The 17535-nt window shown below is 69.8% G+C and carries 14 protein-coding genes and 1 pseudogene; 5 read left to right on the top strand and 10 right to left on the bottom strand.

Features of this window, described 5'->3' with window-relative positions; all coding sequences use genetic code 11:
* Positions 1-126 precede the first annotated feature (126 nt).
* Together CG747_RS50825 and CG747_RS38945 are read left to right on the top strand one after the other, a co-directional pair.
* Positions 127-366 (top strand): DUF1349 domain-containing protein, encoded by a 240-nt coding sequence (locus CG747_RS50825; protein WP_308303839.1) that lies wholly within the window; start codon positions 127-129, stop codon positions 364-366.
* Between the two features lie 519 nt (positions 367-885).
* Positions 886-2490: an IS1182 family transposase gene (locus CG747_RS38945; protein WP_257981020.1), complete on the top strand. Its 1605-nt coding sequence runs from the start codon at positions 886-888 to the stop codon at positions 2488-2490.
* A gap of 34 nt (positions 2491-2524) precedes the next feature.
* Here CG747_RS38945 and CG747_RS38940 read toward each other — a convergent pair.
* Positions 2525-2782, bottom strand: a pseudogene (locus CG747_RS38940) (aldehyde dehydrogenase family protein); the annotation flags it as partial.
* 329 nt (positions 2783-3111) lie between these two features.
* Positions 3112-4719, bottom strand: a complete 1608-nt coding sequence (locus tag CG747_RS38935; protein WP_308303836.1) for an APC family permease — start codon at positions 4717-4719, stop codon at positions 3112-3114.
* 103 nt (positions 4720-4822) lie between these two features.
* Here CG747_RS38935 and CG747_RS38930 point away from each other — a divergent pair, with 103 nt between their 5' ends.
* Entirely contained in the window at positions 4823-5434 is a 612-nt protein-coding gene (locus CG747_RS38930) for a TetR/AcrR family transcriptional regulator (protein ID WP_100606611.1), read from the top strand.
* Between the two features lie 70 nt (positions 5435-5504).
* Here the strand turns inward: CG747_RS38930 and CG747_RS38925 are convergent, their stop codons facing one another.
* The 5 genes from CG747_RS38925 to CG747_RS38905 form a co-directional block, all read right to left on the bottom strand.
* Entirely contained in the window at positions 5505-6275 is a 771-nt protein-coding gene (locus tag CG747_RS38925; protein ID WP_038516825.1) for an SDR family oxidoreductase, read from the bottom strand.
* Positions 6276-6349: 74 nt separating this feature from the next.
* Positions 6350-8452: an acetate--CoA ligase family protein gene (locus CG747_RS38920; RefSeq protein ID WP_257981019.1), complete on the bottom strand. Its 2103-nt coding sequence runs from the start codon at positions 8450-8452 to the stop codon at positions 6350-6352.
* Positions 8449-9612: a glutamate dehydrogenase gene (locus CG747_RS38915; protein ID WP_100606609.1), complete on the bottom strand. Its 1164-nt coding sequence runs from the start codon at positions 9610-9612 to the stop codon at positions 8449-8451. The genes CG747_RS38920 and CG747_RS38915 overlap by 4 nt, the downstream gene beginning before the upstream one ends.
* A 14-nt stretch (positions 9613-9626) precedes the next feature.
* Positions 9627-11240, bottom strand: a complete 1614-nt coding sequence (locus tag CG747_RS38910) for a thiamine pyrophosphate-binding protein (protein ID WP_100606608.1) — start codon at positions 11238-11240, stop codon at positions 9627-9629.
* Complete coding sequence (locus CG747_RS38905; protein ID WP_100606607.1) at positions 11240-12397, bottom strand: acyl-CoA dehydrogenase family protein; 1158 nt, start codon at positions 12395-12397, stop codon at positions 11240-11242. The genes CG747_RS38910 and CG747_RS38905 overlap by 1 nt, the downstream gene beginning before the upstream one ends.
* 213 nt (positions 12398-12610) lie before the next feature.
* On the opposite strand from CG747_RS38905, the gene CG747_RS38900 reads away from it, so the two are divergent.
* Positions 12611-13021 (top strand): hypothetical protein, encoded by a 411-nt coding sequence (locus CG747_RS38900; RefSeq protein WP_257981018.1) that lies wholly within the window; start codon positions 12611-12613, stop codon positions 13019-13021.
* Here the strand turns inward: CG747_RS38900 and CG747_RS38895 are convergent.
* The 3 genes from CG747_RS38895 to CG747_RS38885 all read right to left on the bottom strand — a co-directional run bounded on the left by CG747_RS38895 (position 13003) and on the right by CG747_RS38885 (position 15750).
* Positions 13003-13761: a transposase family protein gene (locus tag CG747_RS38895; RefSeq protein WP_100606606.1), complete on the bottom strand. Its 759-nt coding sequence runs from the start codon at positions 13759-13761 to the stop codon at positions 13003-13005. The two genes, CG747_RS38900 and CG747_RS38895, sit on opposite strands and share 19 nt — an antisense overlap.
* Before the next feature lie 142 nt (positions 13762-13903).
* A complete protein-coding gene (locus CG747_RS38890; protein WP_100606605.1) occupies positions 13904-14785 on the bottom strand; it encodes a serine hydrolase in 882 nt (293 codons plus the stop codon).
* Positions 14782-15750, bottom strand: coding sequence for a LysR family transcriptional regulator (locus CG747_RS38885; protein WP_100606604.1), 969 nt, complete (start codon positions 15748-15750; stop codon positions 14782-14784). The genes CG747_RS38890 and CG747_RS38885 overlap by 4 nt, the downstream gene beginning before the upstream one ends.
* Positions 15751-15859: 109 nt before the next feature.
* Here CG747_RS38885 and CG747_RS38880 point away from each other — a divergent pair, with 109 nt between their 5' ends.
* Entirely contained in the window at positions 15860-17485 is a 1626-nt protein-coding gene (locus CG747_RS38880) for a penicillin-binding transpeptidase domain-containing protein (protein ID WP_100606603.1), read from the top strand.
* Positions 17486-17535 lie beyond the last annotated feature (50 nt).

Raw genomic sequence — 17535 nt, 5'->3', positions numbered from 1 at the left:
CCGAGACGTGGATCAAGGCCGGCGTCGAGATGAACGACGGGTCCCGCACATGGGCGCGGTCGTCACCCGGACGTCTTCGACTGGTCGCTCACCCCGGTCCCGGACGGGCAGGGGTGGACGGTCGCCATCCGTGCGAGCCACACCCGGGACGCGGTCACCATCTGCGCGGACGAGCCGTGGCGCACGGCCCGGCTGGCGCCGCTCGTCCCCGGGGCAGCGGCGACGGCCGGGCCGTTCTGCTGCTCGCCCGAGCGCGGGGGCCGCCAGGTCCGCTTCACCCGCTTCGCCTGGACGTACGGGTTGTGGATCGGCTCCGAGGACTTGGAGTCGGCTCACATCGTTTCCGGGGCGGGGTCAGGCGGCTGACCCGGGCTGGGCCAGGAGGCCGGCGGGCGGTACGGCGGCGGTGTCGGGCAACCGCAGTCGACCGCATGTGCGTGTTGCTGGCGGCAGCGGCACAAGATCGCGCGTTGGCCAACCGATGCGTACTCGTTGGCGAGGGCGACGAGAGTGCGCCTCAGTCAACACCGGTGCTCGTGGAAGAGCTGCGGGCGGAGTCCGGCGACTCGGCGTGTTGGCTGGACCCTCCCCGCAACGGGCTGTGCGGCTGGGATACTACCGTCATGGTGAATCGACTGGTCCATGCCCAGTCGCCGTATCTCCAGCAGCACGCCACCAATCCTGTGGACTAGCTTGACTCTGTCGGGGATCTTGGAGTTTCCCGGTGCGCCAGCGTGATCAGCGGGCATGCTCGGGCTGTTTCGAAGACCGATGCAGTTGTCGAGGTGTCAGTTGTCGCTCCGTCCCCGTTCCGGTGAGCAAGTCCCATCTCTGACCCCGCAGATCGCGCGGGCGAGCAACCCGGGCGGTACGACGGCGATATGGGTGAGAGACCGGCTGGACGGGCTGTGGTGCGACGAGGACTTCGCCGACTGGTACCCGCGCGACGGATGCCCCGGCATCTCGCCCGCCCAATTGGCCACCGTCTGCGTGCTGCAGTTCCTGCTCGGCCTGTCGGACCGTCAGGCAGCAGAAGCGGTCCGCTGCCGCATCGATTTCAAATACGCCCTGGCCATGGAGTTAGACGATCCCGGCTTCCACCACAGCGTGCTGGCCGACTTCCGCGAGCGTCTCACCCAGGACGACCGCGCCGACCGTCTTCTCGATCTGTCGCTCGCGCGCCTGAAGGAGGCCGGACTCGTACGCGAGCGCACCACGCAGCGCACCGACTCCACCCACGTCCTGGCCGCGGTGCGCGACCTGACCCGGCTGGAACTGGTCACCGAGGCCGTCCGTGCCGTGCTGGAAGAAGTGGCCCGCACGGCCGGGCATCTGCTGGTCGGCCTGGTCGATGAGGACTGGGGGCGTCGCTACGGCCGTCCGGTCCGTCTGGGCAAGAACCCCACCCGGCCCAAGACCAGGATCCTCGCCGCCGGCGACGACGCCTGCCGGCTGTTGGAACGCCTCCACCGGCACGGGGCGGGATACCGGCCCGGCCCGCAGGCCGAGGCCCTGCGGCAGATCGTCGTGCAGAACTACTACCGCGACGAGGCGGGCCGCCTGCGCTGGCGCACCTCCGAGGACGGCGGGCTGCCGCCCTCCTCCTCGGCAATCGTCTCGCCCTACGACACCACGGCGCGTTACGTCCGCCATGGGCACATCATCAGCTGGAAGGGGTTCGCCGCGCATGTCACCGAGACGTGCGCCTCCGACAGCGTCAACGTGATCACGGATGTGGCCACCACCTCGGCCGCCACCAACGACGCCCAGGCCCTGCCTGGCATCCACACCCGTCTGGCGCGTCGCAGCCTGCTGCCTGCCGAGCACCTGGTCGACGGCGGCTACACCTCTCTGGTCCATCTGGAACGAGCCGAGCGCGAACATCAGGTCACTGTCAGCGGGCCGCTGCCGGGCAACCCCACCCGCCAGCACCGCAGGAACGAAGGTTTCGACCGGGACGACTTCCACATCGACTTCGACCGCCGACAAGTCACCTGTCCCCAGGGCCAGGTCAGCCAGGGCTGGCACGGCCCCTACCCGACCTTCTCGCCCACCGCGGCACCCCTGATCGTGGCACGTTTCACCAAGAGCCAGTGTCAGCCGTGTCCGGACCGACCCCGGTGCACCAACTCCCACCAGGGCGCCCGGAACGTGGGCTTCCCTCCACGAGAACTCCGCGACCTGCAAGTCCGCGTCCGCACCGAGCAACAGACACCCGAGTGGAAGGCCCGCTATGCGGTCCGCTCCGGAGTGGAGGGCACCATCAACGAGTTCGCCCACGGACACGGCATGCGCCACTGCCGCTACCGAGGACAGCCGAAAACTCACCTGCAACACGTACTCACGGCCATCGCCGTGAACATCGAACGCCTCAGCGGCCAGTCAGTGACCGAGGAAACTCCTTCATCAAGACCGCCGACCGCCTTCCAGACCTTCCTGGACCAGAACGACATCCCCCGGCCCAAGTCCTGGCGAACCCTCGGCAGCTGAGCCCGACCATCCAAGATCCCCGACAGAGTCAAGCTAGTTCCTCGGCGCGCGCCTCGATCGCGTCCGCGATCTTCAGCAGGTACTTCTGGTGTTCGCCCGGTACCAGGTCACGCCATGCGGGGAAGGCGGCCTCGGCTGCGGCCATGGCCGCGTCCACGTCCGCGGCGGCGGACAGCGGAGCGGTGGCGTATGGCATGCCGGTAGCCGGGTTGATCACCTCGGTGGTACGCCCGTCGGCGGCGTCACGGAACTCTCCATTGATGTGGTTGCGGAAACGACGCAGCTCGCTCACTGCAAACCTCTCCTTGTGCTGTGTCCGATGGCGTGACGCTCCAGTGCTGCCGTTTCCGACACGTCTGAAGCCCTGGCATGAGGTCTGAACCGTCGAACCACGAATTTTGAGACGGGGTCCCCTCGGTCTTCCTGCGGGACGCCTGGTGTCGCCGTACGCGGGTAACCGTGTGCGTCTGCCACCAGCTTGGCCCTGTCGGTGGAGTGCGTCTGATTCCTCTCGATACAGCGGCATCGCCACAGCAGTGCGCTTCACCCTCGCCCGGCCTCATGCTCGGTGCGCAGATACCGGGACCAGGGCGTTGTTCGTCGATCACACCGGGGGCGTCGTCAGAGGTCGGAGATCAGAGGCGTACGGGTGTCCGGCACACGGGAGGACTCCGCTCGCACCTCGAAGGCCGCAGAGCGGCGGCGGGCTGGGGCACCGAGTGCGTAGAAGACCGCTCCGACGCCAAGGAAGAGGAGCAGCGGTACGACCTGGCTCAGCGTGTACTGCAGGCGCTGGCCCGCAAAGCTCTTCGGCAGAGAGTCTGCCGCGGAGCCCTCCGTGCCGAACCAGCCGACGCCGAAGCCGGGCCAGATCAGGTCGACCACGGTGAAGGCGACCAGGCCGGTGGCGAGCACGGTCACCACCCAGGCACCGGCCCTGCCCCCCGGTACTTGATACGGGCGCGGGGCCTGCGGGTACTTGCGGCGGAGGACGACCAGCGTCGGGAAGGTGATCACATAGGAGATGAAAGTGGTGGAGATGGCGAGGCCGAGGCCGGCGGCGAAGTACTTCTCGCCGTTGCCACCGGTGAGGTTGAGCGTGACCACGAGGAGGACGGAGGCGAGGACGGCGGACAGCAGACTGACCCGGACGGGGGTTCCGTAGCGTTCGGAGATCTTGCCCATCCAGGCGGGTCCGGCGCCGTCGGCGCAGGCGACGGCCTGGGCGCGGTGGGCGCCCATGGCCCAGGTGACGCCGCTGGTGAGGAGGCCGATGATGAGTCCGGCTGCGGCCACGCCGCCGAGGACGGAACCGGCTCCGCTGAGGGTTACCGTGCCGTCGGCGGCGATGTGGCCTCCGTAGACGGTGAAGACGGCCTTGCAGGCGTCGATGAAGCCGCCGAGGGTGCCGATTTCCTTGCCCGGCAGGACGAAGAGGATGCCCAGGATGGGCCCTCCGTAGAGCACGAGCGAGGCGAGGCCGGAGCGGAGGATGGACAGGGGGATGTCCCGCTGCGGGTTGCGTATCTCCTCGGCGGCGGAGCTGGGCAGTTCGAAGCCGACGTAGTTGAAGATCAGGACGGGGACGAGGGCGACGAAGCCGGCGTAGGTCGGGGTGAACTGGCCGGCGGGCAGGGCGTGCACGCCGTTCTTCACGGCGAAGACGACCACCGAGATCAGGAAGAAGCTCAGCAGCACGATACGGGCGACAGCGCCCGCGATGGGAACCCACTTGCCAATCCGCACGGACTGCACGACCGCCAGTGCGCCGATCCAGATGAAAGCGAGCCCAGCCGCGTACTTCCACACGCCAGGCAGCGGGGTGAAGAACTCCTCCCAGGCCGTCAGGGCGATGATGCACAGACTGCCGCCGAGCCAGACAGGGTTGGAGATCCAGTACAACACCTGGTTGAGGCCGGCGGTCAGCCGGCCGAAGGCGAGCCGGGTCCAGACGTAGGGGCCGCCCTGCACGGGGAACGCCGAGCCGAGCTCGGCGACCAGCAGGCCGTAGGGGAGAAAGAAGGCGAGGGCCAGGATGGCCATCCAGGTCAGGCCCTGTGGGCCCTGGGCGGCGACCGAGCCGATGGTGTCGAGACCGACGAGGGTGCAGATGAGGAAGAAGAGCACATCCCGCCGGCGGAGGTCCTTGTGAAGCCGGGAGCGTTGCTCGCCCCACCCTTCGGAAAGATCCGGAGTGTCGGGGCCAGGGGACGGAGGCGCTTGGGTCACGGTTGACTCCTCTTAACTGACTGAACGTGCAGTTAGTAGAGGCACTGTGGGGCTGCCATACGGCGGTGTCAAGAGGTGTGCGGGGCACCGATAATGTGACGCCATGGCGAGAGTGCGTTTGAGCGTGGAGGAGCGGCGCGAGGAACTGCTGCGCGCTGCGGTCGATCAGATCGAGCGGCGCGGTGTTGCGGCGCTCCGGGTTGCTGATGTCGCCTCAGCCCTCGGCATCAGCAATGCGTTGATCATTTACCATTTCGAGACGAAAGAGAAGCTTGTCGCAGCGGCCTTCACGTACGCCGCGGAAGCGGATCTCGCCCGTCTGCGGCGGCTGCTCGGCCGGGGCGGCAGCGCGGTGAAGCGCCTGCACGCCGCCGTGCGCTGGTACGCACCCACCGGACAGGCCAAGGGCTGGAGGCTGTGGATCGAGGGCTGGGCGGCGTCCCTGCGGGAGCCCGCACTACGAGACGTCGTCCAGGGCCTGGATCGGCAGTGGAAGGCGGCACTCACCAACATGATCCGGCAGGGCGCGGACGCGGGCGAGTACACGTGTGAGGATCCGCAGGGCGCCGCCTGGCGGCTGACCGCCCTGCTGGACGGGCTGGCCGTGCAGATGACCGCCTACCCGGGGTCGCTGTCGCGCACGTCGATGATGGAGTGGGTCGACGATGCCCTCGCCCGCGAACTCGGACTGGAGCGTGGCGCGCTGTCCGGCTGAGTCCAGGGGCGCGGGTGGCTGCGCCCGTGCCTGGACGTGGATCCATGCCCAGGCACGGGGCGGCCGATCGCTATTGACCGTAGACCTGCTTGCCCAGCCATTGGCCGCCGTCGAGGGTGAGGCATTCACCAGTCATGTACGAGGCGCGGTCACCCAGTACGAAGAGCGAGGCGTCGGCCACCTCGGTCGGGTCGGCGAAGCGGCCTGCCGGGACAGATGAGAGGACGTGGGCGCGGGCCGTGTCGTCGGCCCACAAGGCGGCACCGGCGCCCTTGGTCTCCGTCGGACCGGGTGCGATGCAGTTCAGCCGGATGCCGAGCGGGGCGAGTTCGACGGCCAGAGTGCGGGTCATGGCCAGCACGCCCGCCTTCGCGGCGGCGGAGTGCACCGTGCCGGGGTGGCCGTGCCAGGCATAGCTGGCGATGACGGAGAGGATCGAACCGCCGGTGCCCTGGTTGCGCATCTGCCGGGCGACGGCCCGGGTGCAGTAGAAGGAACCGTTGAGGACGATGTCGACGACGGCCTTCCAGCCGTTTGGGCTGAGGTCGATACCGGGGGCGACGAAGTTTCCGGCCGCGTTGTTGACGAGGCCGTGAACGGCGCCGTAGTGGCGGACTGCGGCGTCTACGAGCGCGTCGACGGCCCCCGGGTCGCGGACGTCGGTGGGGACGGCGATGCCGTCGGCGCCCTGCTCGCCGAGGAGTGCGACGGTCTCGTCCAGCTTTTCCGGAGTGCGGCCGGTGACGACTACGCAGGCGCCGGCGGCGCCCAGCGCGAGGGCGATGGCGCGGCCGATGCCACTACCACCACCGGTGACGATGAACGTGCGATCGGTGAACACAGCGATGTCCCTTCGGAGGGCCTGGAACCGGCCTGGGCTGGGCTGGAGGTGGGTGGAGGGTGAGGCGAGGTGCTTCAGCCGGCAAGGACGCCGTGGGCGTCGAGCGCGACGGCTCCGCCGGGGTGTACGAGCAGCGGATTGATCTCGATCTCGGACAGTTCGGGGTGCTCGACCGCGGAGCGGGCCAGCGCGGTTATTGCCGCGGCAGCCGCGTCGAGGTCGACGGCAGGAGCACCGCGCCAGCCGGTCAGCAGCGGGGCGTGGCGCAGCGACAGCAGGAGTCCGCGGGCCCCGTCGTCGGTGAGGGGGGCCAGGGCGAGGGCGGTGTCGCCGAGAAGTTCGGCGGTGGTGCCGCCGATGCCGGCCATGGCGACGAGTCCGAACGCCGGGTCGCGCCGTACCCCTGCGATGAGCTCCACCGCATGGGGCGGCCGGGTCATGGCCTCGACGGCGTATCCGGCCGCGCCGGTTGCCGACCGCATCCGGGCGAACGCTGTCCGTAGCGCGCCCTCGTCCCGCAGGTCCAGGGCGACACCGCCTGCCTCGGTCTTGTGGGCGAGGCCCATCGCTTTGAGGACGAGGGGATATCCGATTCGCCGGGCGGACCGGGCGGCCTCGTCGGCGGTGGTGACGAAGGCCGCCTTGGGGAAGGTCAGGCCGTACGAGCGCAGCAGCGCCCGCATCGTCTCGTAACCGCCATCTGGGATGGCGTCCCCGGCCGGGTTGGGGAGTTCGATGGCGGGGCGTGGCACCAGTGTCGTCCACCGCAGGGCGTTGGCCAGGGCGGCAGAGGCGTGCTCGATGCGTTCGAGGACGGGGATTCCCTGCTCGCGCAGGACTGCCAGGGCGGGGGTGTCGCGGGCCATGGTGTGCACGACAAGCGTCGCGCCAGAAGCACGGGCCGACTCGGCCATCCGGCGGGCCACGGCGCATTCGTGTTCCACTTGCGCCGGATTGGCGGTGGCATAGTCCCCGAAGTAGCCGGTCAGGAGCACGGCGTCGGCGCCGCTGCCGAAGAGCAGGGCGTCGGCGACGCGGGCGTAGTTCGCGAGGTCGGCCTCGCCCGCACCGGCCAGATCCACTGGGTTGCCGGGTACGGATCCTGGCGGGAGACACGCGGCCAGGATGTCGGAGACCGCCGGAGGCAGGGGCGGGACGGTGAGGCCGTGTACGGCGAGCGCGTCGGCCGCGAGTGCACCCTGGCCGCCGCTGTCGCCCGCGACGGCCACCTTGGGGCCCGCGGGCAGGGCCGGGGAGAGCAGGGCGACGGCGGTGTCGACGAGTTCGCCCGCACTGTCCAGGAGCAGGGCGCCTGCCTCCCGGCAGGCTGCGGCGACAGTCGCGCGGGCGGTGACCAGGGCGCCGGTGTGGGACGCGGCGGCGCGTCCGGACGCTTCGCTGCGGCCGACGGCCATCAGCAGCACCGGTTTGCCCGCCTGCCGGGCGGCGGTGAGGACGCCGACGAGGCGCCGGCCGTCCCGGAAGTCCTCCACGTAGGCGGCGATGACCCGGGTCGGCTCGTGGGCGATCAGCGCCTCGATCGCGTCGGCGGCGTCGATGTCGCGCTGGTTGCCGAGCGAGACGAAGCGCGAGAAGCCCTGGCCCGAGCGGGCCAGCAGCCGTCCGATCTCCAGAGCGAGGTTGCCGCTCTGTGAGACCAGCCCGACGTCACCGGTGGGGAAGTCCCCCCAGGAAAGCCGCAGTTCACTGCAGGTGTCCACCACGCCCATGCAGTTCGGGCCGAGCAGCCGGGCGCCGTGGCCGGTGATCAGTGCGGCGAGCTCGCGTTCCTCGTCCGCGGTGGCGCCGCCGGAGGTGATGACCGTGAAGCAGCGGGCACCGGCCGTCAGCCCTTCGACGACGGTGCCATGAACCTGCCCGGGCGGGACGGCCACCACCACATGCTCGGTCGGGCCGGGTAGCGCACCGAGACTCGGCAGGAAGGGGACGCCGCGCAGGCGGCCGCCACGCCGGTTGACCAAGTGGACGGACCGGCGGCCACGACCGGTCAGAGCGCCCGTGGCCAGCCAATAACCCCACTTCTGCGGATTCTCGGAGGCGCCGACGACAGCGACCGAGCGTGGATCGAACAGCACGTCGAGGGCGGCGGGCCCGCCCGGAGCAGCGGCCGATGCCGCGGCCCTCGTTGCTGTCGGTGTCGACGGGGTCTGCGTCATCGGTGCCATCCGAAGCGGTCGGTGATCTCCGGCAGCCGGTCGGCGACGATGGCGTGCGCGGCGGCGCGCGGAGTGCTGCCGTCGGCCTCGGCGCGGGCGAGCATCTGGCCGATGAGAGAGCGCATCGAGCGGCGGATATGGGTGAACGCTTCGTCGGCATCCGGGTCGATGTCACCGAAGAGTGTCCACCACCACCAGGCATTCGTACCGGAGTTGACGACCACGTCGGGCAGCACGGTGACACCGCGCGCCGCCAGCAGTTCCTCGGCCTCGGGCAGCACCGGCATGTTGGCCGCTTCTACGATCCAGCGGGCGGTTATGCGCCGCTGGTTGACGGTGTTCACGCAGTACGAGACGGCGGCCGGCACGAGCACCTCGGCGTCGGCCTCCAACCACGCCTCGCCCGGCAGTTCGGCGTCACCGGGGCGCAGGGCCGTACGGTCCACCGCGCCGAACGCGTCGCGGGCGGCGAGCAGCGCCTCGATGTCGAGACCGTCGGGGTTGGCGATGGTGCCCTTGACGTCGGCGACGGCGACGATCCGCAGTCCCGCCTGGGCGAGGAAGCGCGCGGTGGCCCCGCCCATGGTTCCCAGGCCCTGCACGGACACCCGCGAACCGGCGTACGGAACGCCCGCCCGGTCGAGTGCCGCCAGTGCGGCTTCGGCGACACCGTAGCCGCCGACCAGTTCGTCCAGTCCGATGCCATCCACGTCGACGGCGAAGGCGTCGGCCAGCCGCTGCCGGGCGGCCCCCTCGTCGTCAAGCAGCGGGTAGACGGCCTGGATGGACGACACCAGGCCCGCCTCGGCGGCGGCCCGGTCGACGATGTCCTGGCTCAGACCGAGATCCTCGCCCGTGGTCCAGAAGTTCTCGATGTACGGACGCATGGCACGCAGATAGCGGACCAGGACGCCGTACGCCTCGGGGTCCTGCGGGTCGCAGTCGATGCCGCCCTTGGCGCCGCCGAGCGGGATATAGCGCGCCTGCGGGTCGTAGTGAAGTGCCTCCTTCATCGTCATTCCCCGGGCGAGCCCGGTGACCTCCTCCAGCGTGCAGCCCGCGCGCATGCGCAGCCCGCCGCTGGACACCCCGCGCACCAGGCGGTCAATGACGAGATAGCCGCGGCGGCCGGTGACGTGGTCGGTCCACGTGATGGACATCAAGGGTGTTCCGGTCAATGGTCTGCCTCCTCGGGAACGGTGATGACAGTGGGGCCGGGGGCAGCGAGCGCCTCGCGCAGCGCACTGCCGAGCTGGTCCGGGGTGGTGACCTGAGTGCCGTGGCCGCCGTAGGCGCGAGCAAGAGCAGCGAGATTCACGGAGGACAGGTCGACGCCAGTCGGTTCGTCGCCGCGTGCAGCCATCTCGTCGCGGATCTCGCCGTAACCGCCGTTGTCGAACACGATGACGGGCAGCGGGAGCCGGAGCTGGGCAGCCGTGGCAAGCTCTTGGACGCTGAACTGAAATCCGCCGTCGCCGCTGAGAGCGACAACCTGCCGGTCGGGGAAGGCGGCCTTGGCGCCGACGGCGGCTGGGAGCGCATAGCCGAGGGTGCCGAAGCCGGTGGGGTGGAGGTATCGGCCGGGCGGATCGACGGGCAGGTGAGGCAGCGCGCCGTAATAGCAGCACTGCGCGCTGTCTGAGGTGATAACCGCGTCGGGGGCGAGGACAGAACGGATGGCGGTGAGGAACGGGCGCCAGCGGGCGTCACGTTCCGCGGTTTCCGCGTCACGCTCCCCGCGGAGCTCCGCAGCGGTTGATGCCGTGTCGTCCTCGGAAGCGGGCGGGAAACCGCCCTGGCGTTGTCCGACGGCCGGCAGCAGCAGGCCGAGCACGACACCCGCGTCACCGACGAGGGCGATGTCCGCCGGCACACCCGCATACATCTGCGCCGGGTCGAGGTCCACCCGGATCAGTGTCCCGTTCAGACGCGGCGGGCCGGACCACAGGTCGGACTCGGCCAGTTCGGTTCCGACAGCGAGCAGCACGTCGCAGTCCGCCAGCCACTTCTGGACGGACGGGCTGTGCAGCGCCACGCCGAGCGACAGGGGGTGGGATTCGGGCACGACGGCCTTGCCGTTGGCGGTGGTCACAACCGGTGCTCCCAACCGCTCGGCGAGCGAAAGGCAGGCGGCGCCGCCGGTGCGCGCGCCGCCGCCCAAGACCAGTGCCGGGCGGCGAGCGGAGCTCAGGGCGGCTGCCGCCTCCCGTAGGGCGTCGGGCGCGGGGCCGGCGGACACAGTTGGCGGGGCGAGGCGCACCTCGCCCACGGGTTCGGGCGTCTCCAGCAGGTCCAGCGGGATCTCGATATGTACGGGGCGGGGCCGCTCGGTGCGGAAGAGTGTGAAGGCGCGGGCCACGGCCGGTCCGATCTCCGCCACCGAGGAGACCCGGTGGCTGACCGCGGCGATGTGCCGGAACGCCTCTGTCTGGCTGGGCATTTCATGCAGCAGACCGATGGGCTGCCGGGGGTGGCGCAGCGGCATGCCAGGGGAGACCACCAGCAGCGGCACACTGTCGGAATATGCCTGTCCGACTGCGGCGGCGATGTTGAGCAGTGCCGGGCCGGTCGTGGTGATCGCGACGCCGGGGCGGCCGGTCGTACGGGCGTAGCCGTCAGCGGCGTAGCCCGCGCCCTGCTCATGGCGCGGGGTGACGTGCCGGATCCCGTACCGGCCGAGGTGCCGGTAGATCTCCAGGTTGTGGGTGCCGGGGATGCCGAAGGCGAGGTCCGTGCCGTGCGCGGACAGTGCCCGGACGACTGCCTCCCCGCCCGTCAGGGGCGTCATTACATGCTCCGCGAGATGAGCAGACGCATGATGTCGGAGGTGCCCTCTTCGATCTCTTCCAGCTTGGCGTCGCGCATCCACTGCTCGACCGGGTACTCGCGCGAGTAGCCCCAGCCGCCGAGGGTTTGTACGGCGGCCCAGGTGCAGTACGCGGCGGTCTCCGAGGCGATGAGCTTCGCCATGGCGGCCTCGGTCGTCGCATCGAGGCCGGCGTCGAGGCGCTTCGCGGCGCGCCAGGTCATCAGCCGGGCCTGTTCGACCCGGGTACGCATGTCGGCCAAACGGAACGCGACTGCCTGGTGCTCGATGATCGGCTTGCCGAACTGGACACGCGTCTTGGCGTAATCGCGGGCGTACTCATACGCGGCGCGTGCCACGCCTGTGGCCGCGGCACCGAGCACCGCGCGGGAGATGTCGAAGGTCCGCATCAGGCCCCGGAATCCCTGGCCTTCGTTCCCGAGACGGTTCCCCTCGGGAACGAAGGCGCCGTCGAAGAAGACCTCACGGCAGACGATGGCGCGCTGGCCCATCTTGCGCATCGGCTCGCCGAAGGTCATCCCGTCGGTGTTCTTGCGCAGCAGGAAGGCGCTGACGCCGCCCGACCGCTGAGCAGGGTCGGTCTTGGCGAAGACCACGTAGAACTCGGCTTCGCCCGCGTTGGAGATCCACGCCTTCTGCCCGCTGAGCAGATAGCCCCCGGTGGTACGAGTGGCGGAGGTCGTGATGGACGCAGCGTCGGAGCCGGAACCGGGCTCGGTGGTGGCCAGCGAGGTCATCGGGGAGTCGGGACCCGCGAGCGGGGCGAGCCAAGTGCGCTTCTGCTCCTCCGTACCGAGCTCTAGCACGGGGTCGGCGAAGAACCCGTTGGAACAGAGCAAATTGCCGATCCCCAGGTCTCCGACGCACAGTTCCTCCTGCACCAAGACCTGCGTGAACACATCGGTGAAACCGCCCCCGCCGTACTCCTCGGGGAGCATGAACCCAGTGATCCCGACCTTCGCGGCGGCCCTCCACAGGTCCCAGGGGGTCTCGGTGTCCGCTTCGTCCACCGCGCGGGCCCGTGGACGGATCTCTTCCCGGGCGAAGGCCCGAGTGAGCTCGACGATGTCGTTCTGCTCAGGAGTAAGCGGGCACAGCTCGACGGGGAGCTCGGTCATGGTGCCTCCAGGCGTGACAGGAACGCTTCCAACTGAATCGCGGTTCAGTATTAGGAGCCCTCGACGGACCTGTCAATGGGTCCACTAACTGAACAATCATTCAGTAGAGAGGAGAGGGCGACCTGCGGCCCCCGGGGTTGCCCGCCCAGATAACGGTGTGGGTGTCGATGCATCATCCACGCAGGTGGCAAGCTTGATCGCCGATCTTGAGCGGTGCCCGTCGCCTGCCCGGCTGGCACCCGCGGCCTGGAGGCACGTCTGCGCCGCGACGGCGGCCACTTCGCCCTGCTCACCAGCTACACCCACGACAGTGAGCCGATGCAGACCACCGTGATGCTGCGCGCGCTGGACGAGCGGGCACCCCTGCCGTTCCGGGTGCTGTTGGAAGAGGTCGACACCGAGACCTGGACACACACCCTGAGCGAGGGCGCCTTCGCCACCTTCGGGGCCACCACGCAGTGGTGGGAAGCGCACTGGCGCGGTGACGGGGGTGCCACTGCCCACTGCCGCGCCCGCAGCCCGCCACGCCACAGCACTCGTTGCCCCTGCGCCTGGCGCACGCCCTGCTCCGCCCCGCGGACCGAGCCACTGAGCGTTTTCCAACCTCAGGCTGATGCGTGGTGAAGGACCAGGACGGCTTTCATGACGTCGGTGATGCGGTTCGTGCTGCAGCGAAGCTTCCGAAGGAGACGCCAGTCCTTGAGGGTGGCCATGGTCTGCTCACCGACGCAGCGGTTCTTGGCGTGGGTGGTGTTGTGGCGGCGGTTCCATCGCTTGAGACGGCGGCCTCGGAACGGAACCCGGACGGGCCCGCCGGCGTCTTGATACGCCTTGTCGGCCCAGCATTTGAGTCCCGCGTCGGCAAGGGCTTCGGTGATCCCGTGCCGCCTGGCGGCGGTGAGGTCGTGGGTCGAGCCGGGCAGTGCGGGCGAGGCCCGCAGCAGACGGCCGAACGGATCATCGGTGGGGACCTGGACGTTCTCTCTGTGGCGTTTGTGTTTTCCCGAGTAGTACGGGGTGTCGGTGGCGATGCGGTCGATCGGCAGCAGGGTGCCGTCGAGGATGAGGAACGCCTTCGCCCGGATCGTCCTCATCGCCTCGGCCAGGGACGGGGCGAGGGCGGACAGGACCTCGACGGCTTCTCGTATGTAGCGGAAGACGGTTGCGATTCCGATGCCGAACCCGGCGGCGAGCTGGGCATAGGTGTCACCGCACCGCAGATGAGCCAGGGCGAGCAGGGCCTGGCGTGCAGCGGAGAGACGTCGCCACCGCGTCCTGATCTCCTGCCTCCTCACGGCCGGTTGCCCCGTCAGGAACCGCAGAGTGCGGCTGGACAGATCGATCGAGGATGGATAGGCAAGCACACGAAGCTCCTGGCGGGCACGGGTGATCTTGGTCGAGAACCCGTCTACCAGGAGCTTCACCCTTGCGCAGGACTGTCCAACTCGCGGTCAGCAACGCCAGCTTGGAAACGGCTCACTGCAAACGAATCCCCGACTCACGACACTAGGGGGCGCGCAGCGCGTCGACCGCGATCCGAGCGGCGGTGCCGATGACGGCGTCTGCTGCGGGAAGTGTGGCGGCGGTGCTGGCGGCGCGGGTGAAGACGGCGATGGCGTAACGCCCACCGTCCGGGTACTCGACGACGCCGACCTCGTTGCGCACGGTGGGCAGGGTCCCGGTCTTGCCCGCGACGTAGACGTCGTCGAAGGGGAAGCCGGAGGCCAGCCGGTGCGGCCAGACCTGGAGACCGAGGAGGCGGCGTATCGCCGCGCCGTGTTCGGCGGGGCAGGCCTCGTCACGCCACACGGCCCCGAGAAGGCGCGTCATCTCGCGCGGGGTGCTGCGGTTGGTGCGGGCGGGATCGAGGGCCGACAGCCGGGCGACGACCTGCGGATCGGTCAGTGCGCGGGCGTGATCGGGGCCGGCATCCTCCCGAATGGTGGCCAGCATCTCGTGGAACGTGTGGACGGCGCGCGTCCGGGGCAGCCCCAGACCAGCCGTGGTGGAGTTCACGGCTTCGAGGCCGACCCGATTCAGGAGAAGGCCGGCGGCTGTGTTGTCGCTGACGGCCATCATCAGGTAGGCGGCGTCGCGCAGGGACATGCGGACCGGGTCGAGCATGGCCGCAAGCCCGGTGGGGCCGGCGGTGCGGCTGTCCGGCGGGCATTCGATCTGCTCGGTGAGGTCCACGCGGCCCGCCGCGGCCTGTTGGTGGAGGGCGACGAGCAGGCAGAGCTTGTGCACGCTGGCGGTGACGACCGCGTCGTCCGCGCCCGCGTCGACCTCCGCGCCGGAGTCGATGTCGAGCGCGTGCAGCCGGCCGGTGACGCCGGCTCCGGCGAAGGCCGCGCGGATGCGGCGGCGGGTGGTGGTCGCAGTCGTCACAGCCAGTACTCCGATGCTGGGCGCATGTAGAGCGGCCGCGCGGGTTCCTCCGCGCCACCTGCGGCCGCGTCCAGTAGGGCGCGTGTGGTCGCTTCGGTGAAGGACGTGATGGCGGCGTCGCTACGCCCTCGGGGCCAGGCGACGGAGTGTCGCCACGTCAGGGGAGCGCCCGCAAGGGGGCGCCAGATGACGTCCGGGTCCCCTTCGGCGGCGTGCGTGCTGTGGGCGTCCGTCGGGCTGAAGGCGACGGCGCCCGCCGAGAGGATCAGACCGCGAACGAAGCTGGCGCCCTGGCCCTGCCGGACGACGGTGGGCGTGTAGCCGTTGCGTGCGCAGGTGGTCAGTATGTCGTCGTAGAGCGCCGGAGCACCGGAGCGGGGGAAGATGACCAGGTCGTGCCCGTCCAGGGCGGCGAGCGTGACCGTGTCCAGTGCCGCAGCGGGCGCATGGCGCGGGAGCAGCACGCCGACCTCGCGGCGCAGGACCGGCCCCAGCTCGAGGCCGGAGATGTCGCAGGGGTGATGGATGAGCCCGACGTCCAGATCGTGCGAGGCGAGCCGGGTGAGCTGCTGGGCGGTGGGCAGCTCGTGCAGCTCCAGTTCGACACCGGCGTGGCGCTGCCGGAAGCCCGCCAGGATCGCGGCGACGGTCTCGCCGGCGATGTCCGGCGGCAGCGCGGCGCGCAGCAGCCCGGCCTCCCCGTCCCGGATGCGGCGGGCGGTGGCAATGAGGGCCTCGGACCGGGTGAGCAGTTCGCGTGCCTCGTCCAGTAGCAGCGTTCCGGCCTTGGTGATCGTCACCTGCCGGCTCGTGCGCTCGAACAGGCGCAACCCCAGTTCGCGCTCCAGACGCTGGATGCGCTGCGAGAGCGGTGGCTGGGCGATGCCCAGGCGCGCTGCGGCACGGCCGAAATGTGACTCTTCTGCAACAGTCACAAAGCATTCCAGGTGCCGAATCAGGTCCATGACCAGCAAGTATAGCGTTTTTTAATCAATCTGACATTGATAAGAAACTTGGACAAACGGTGTGGGCTGCTGCTCTCCTCGCCGTGTGAGCACAAACGACGGTCCGCTGATGGCCGAAGCCGAACCCCCCGCCCCAACGCGCCGTAGGGCCGCCCCGATGATCCGGACGGCCGGCGCGACGACCCTGGCACTCGCCATTGCCACCGGCGGTGCCTACCTCGCCGAATGGGGCCCCTTCGCCCCGGGCTCACCCGTTCCAGACCCCGACGCCACGGCCCAGGCGCGGGCCTTCCTGGTCGACTGGGCCGAGGGGCGGCTGTCGAACGCGGGCGAGCGCACCACCAGCCCCGGCAAGGCCCAGGAAGTGCTGCGCAACTTCACCACCGGACTCCGCATCGACAAACCGGCCCTGACCGCACATGCGGCCACCGTCACCGAGGATGGCACCGTCCGCGTTCCGTTCACGGCCGACATGCCCGTCGCCGACCTCGGTACGTGGACCTACGACGCGACCCTTCCCCTGCGCAAGCAGGACGACGGCTCCTGGAAAGTGGCCTGGACGCTCTCCCTCGTCCACCCTCACCTGAGCGACACGGAGAAGTTCCGGCTGGACCGCGAGGGCACCGACGGGCCCAAGGTCACCGACCGTGCGGGCCGTGCGCTGTCCAAGGACACACACCCCTCCCTGGGGCCCGTGCTCTCACAGGTCGCCCGCGCCGCCGGAGCCGGCCCACGGGGTGCGATCCAGCGCGTCGACCGCGCCACCGGAGAGGTCAAGGACACCGAGGCCACCTTCGGCAAGAAGCCCTCCCAGCCCGGCGACCGACCGATCGGGACCACGGTCGACTCCACCTGGCAGACCGCTGCCGAGAAGGCGCTCGCCGCCAAGTCCGGCGGCAAGAACGCCGCGCTCGTCGCCCTACGGGTCGACAACGGCGAGATCCTGGCCGTGGCGAACTCCCCCTCCGGGTTCAATCGCGCCATCTCCGGCACCTACGCACCCGGCTCCACCTGGAAGATCGTCACCACCGGTGCGCTGATGCTCAAGGACGCGGTCAAGCCCGAGGACATCGTGGACTGTCCCAAGTACCTCACCGTCGGCAAGGAGTTCCACAACGTCGAGACGTCCGAACACCGCAACGCGACGTTCCTCAAGGACTTCACCGAGTCGTGCAACACCGCCTTCATCAGCCTGCGCGACAAGCTCGGTGACCGGGAACTCGGTGACGTCGCCAGGAAGTACTTCGGCGTCGGCCAGGAATGGCACACCGGCATCCCGTCGTTCGACGGGTCGGTTCCAGCACCCCGCGACGAGACGGAGAAGGCCGCCTCGATGATCGGGCAGGGCAGGGTGCTGGCCAATCCGCTGATCATGGCGTCCGTCACCGCGACCGCGGTCTCCGGCACGTTCCACCAGCCCACGATCACGCGGGGGAACAAGGACACGACGACGACTTCCAAGCTTCCGCAGAACGTGGTCGAACAACTGCGGGAGATGATGCGCGCCACGGTCACCGACGGCACGGCGAAGGTCCTGGACGGCCTGCCCGGCGGCATCGGCGCGAAGACCGGCACCGCCGAGGTCACCGAGGGCGCCCCCAACAACGGTTGGATCGTGGCCCACCGCGGCAACGTCGCCATCGCCTGCGTCGTCGAGCAGGGGAAGACCGGCGGCGCCTCGGCAGGGCCCGTCGTCCGCAGCCTTCTCTCCGACGTCCCCGCCGACCCGTCATGACGACACGCGCCCCGGACCGCACGGGCCCACTCGACCGTACCCACCCCACG

The organism is Streptomyces sp. CB02959, from assembly GCF_002803155.1.
GTDB lineage: Bacteria > Actinomycetota > Actinomycetes > Streptomycetales > Streptomycetaceae > Streptomyces.
The sequence above is the reverse complement of the archived record's forward strand: the minus strand, read 5'-3'. Positions and strand labels throughout refer to the sequence as shown.

Excerpts from the sequence above, each read along its gene's own strand:
- CG747_RS38930 (WP_100606611.1), top strand. The coding sequence starts at position 4,823 with ATGGCGAGAGTGCGTTTGAGCGTGGAGGAGCGGCGCGAGGAACTGCTG.
- CG747_RS38920 (WP_257981019.1), bottom strand. The coding sequence starts at position 8,452 with ATGACGCAGACCCCGTCGACACCGACAGCAACGAGGGCCGCGGCATCG.
- CG747_RS38915 (WP_100606609.1), bottom strand. The coding sequence starts at position 9,612 with ATGTCCATCACGTGGACCGACCACGTCACCGGCCGCCGCGGCTATCTC.
- CG747_RS38910 (WP_100606608.1), bottom strand. The coding sequence starts at position 11,240 with ATGACGCCCCTGACGGGCGGGGAGGCAGTCGTCCGGGCACTGTCCGCG.
- CG747_RS38905 (WP_100606607.1), bottom strand. The coding sequence starts at position 12,397 with ATGACCGAGCTCCCCGTCGAGCTGTGCCCGCTTACTCCTGAGCAGAAC.
- CG747_RS38885 (WP_100606604.1), bottom strand. The coding sequence starts at position 15,750 with ATGGACCTGATTCGGCACCTGGAATGCTTTGTGACTGTTGCAGAAGAG.
- CG747_RS38880 (WP_100606603.1), top strand. The coding sequence starts at position 15,860 with ATGGCCGAAGCCGAACCCCCCGCCCCAACGCGCCGTAGGGCCGCCCCG.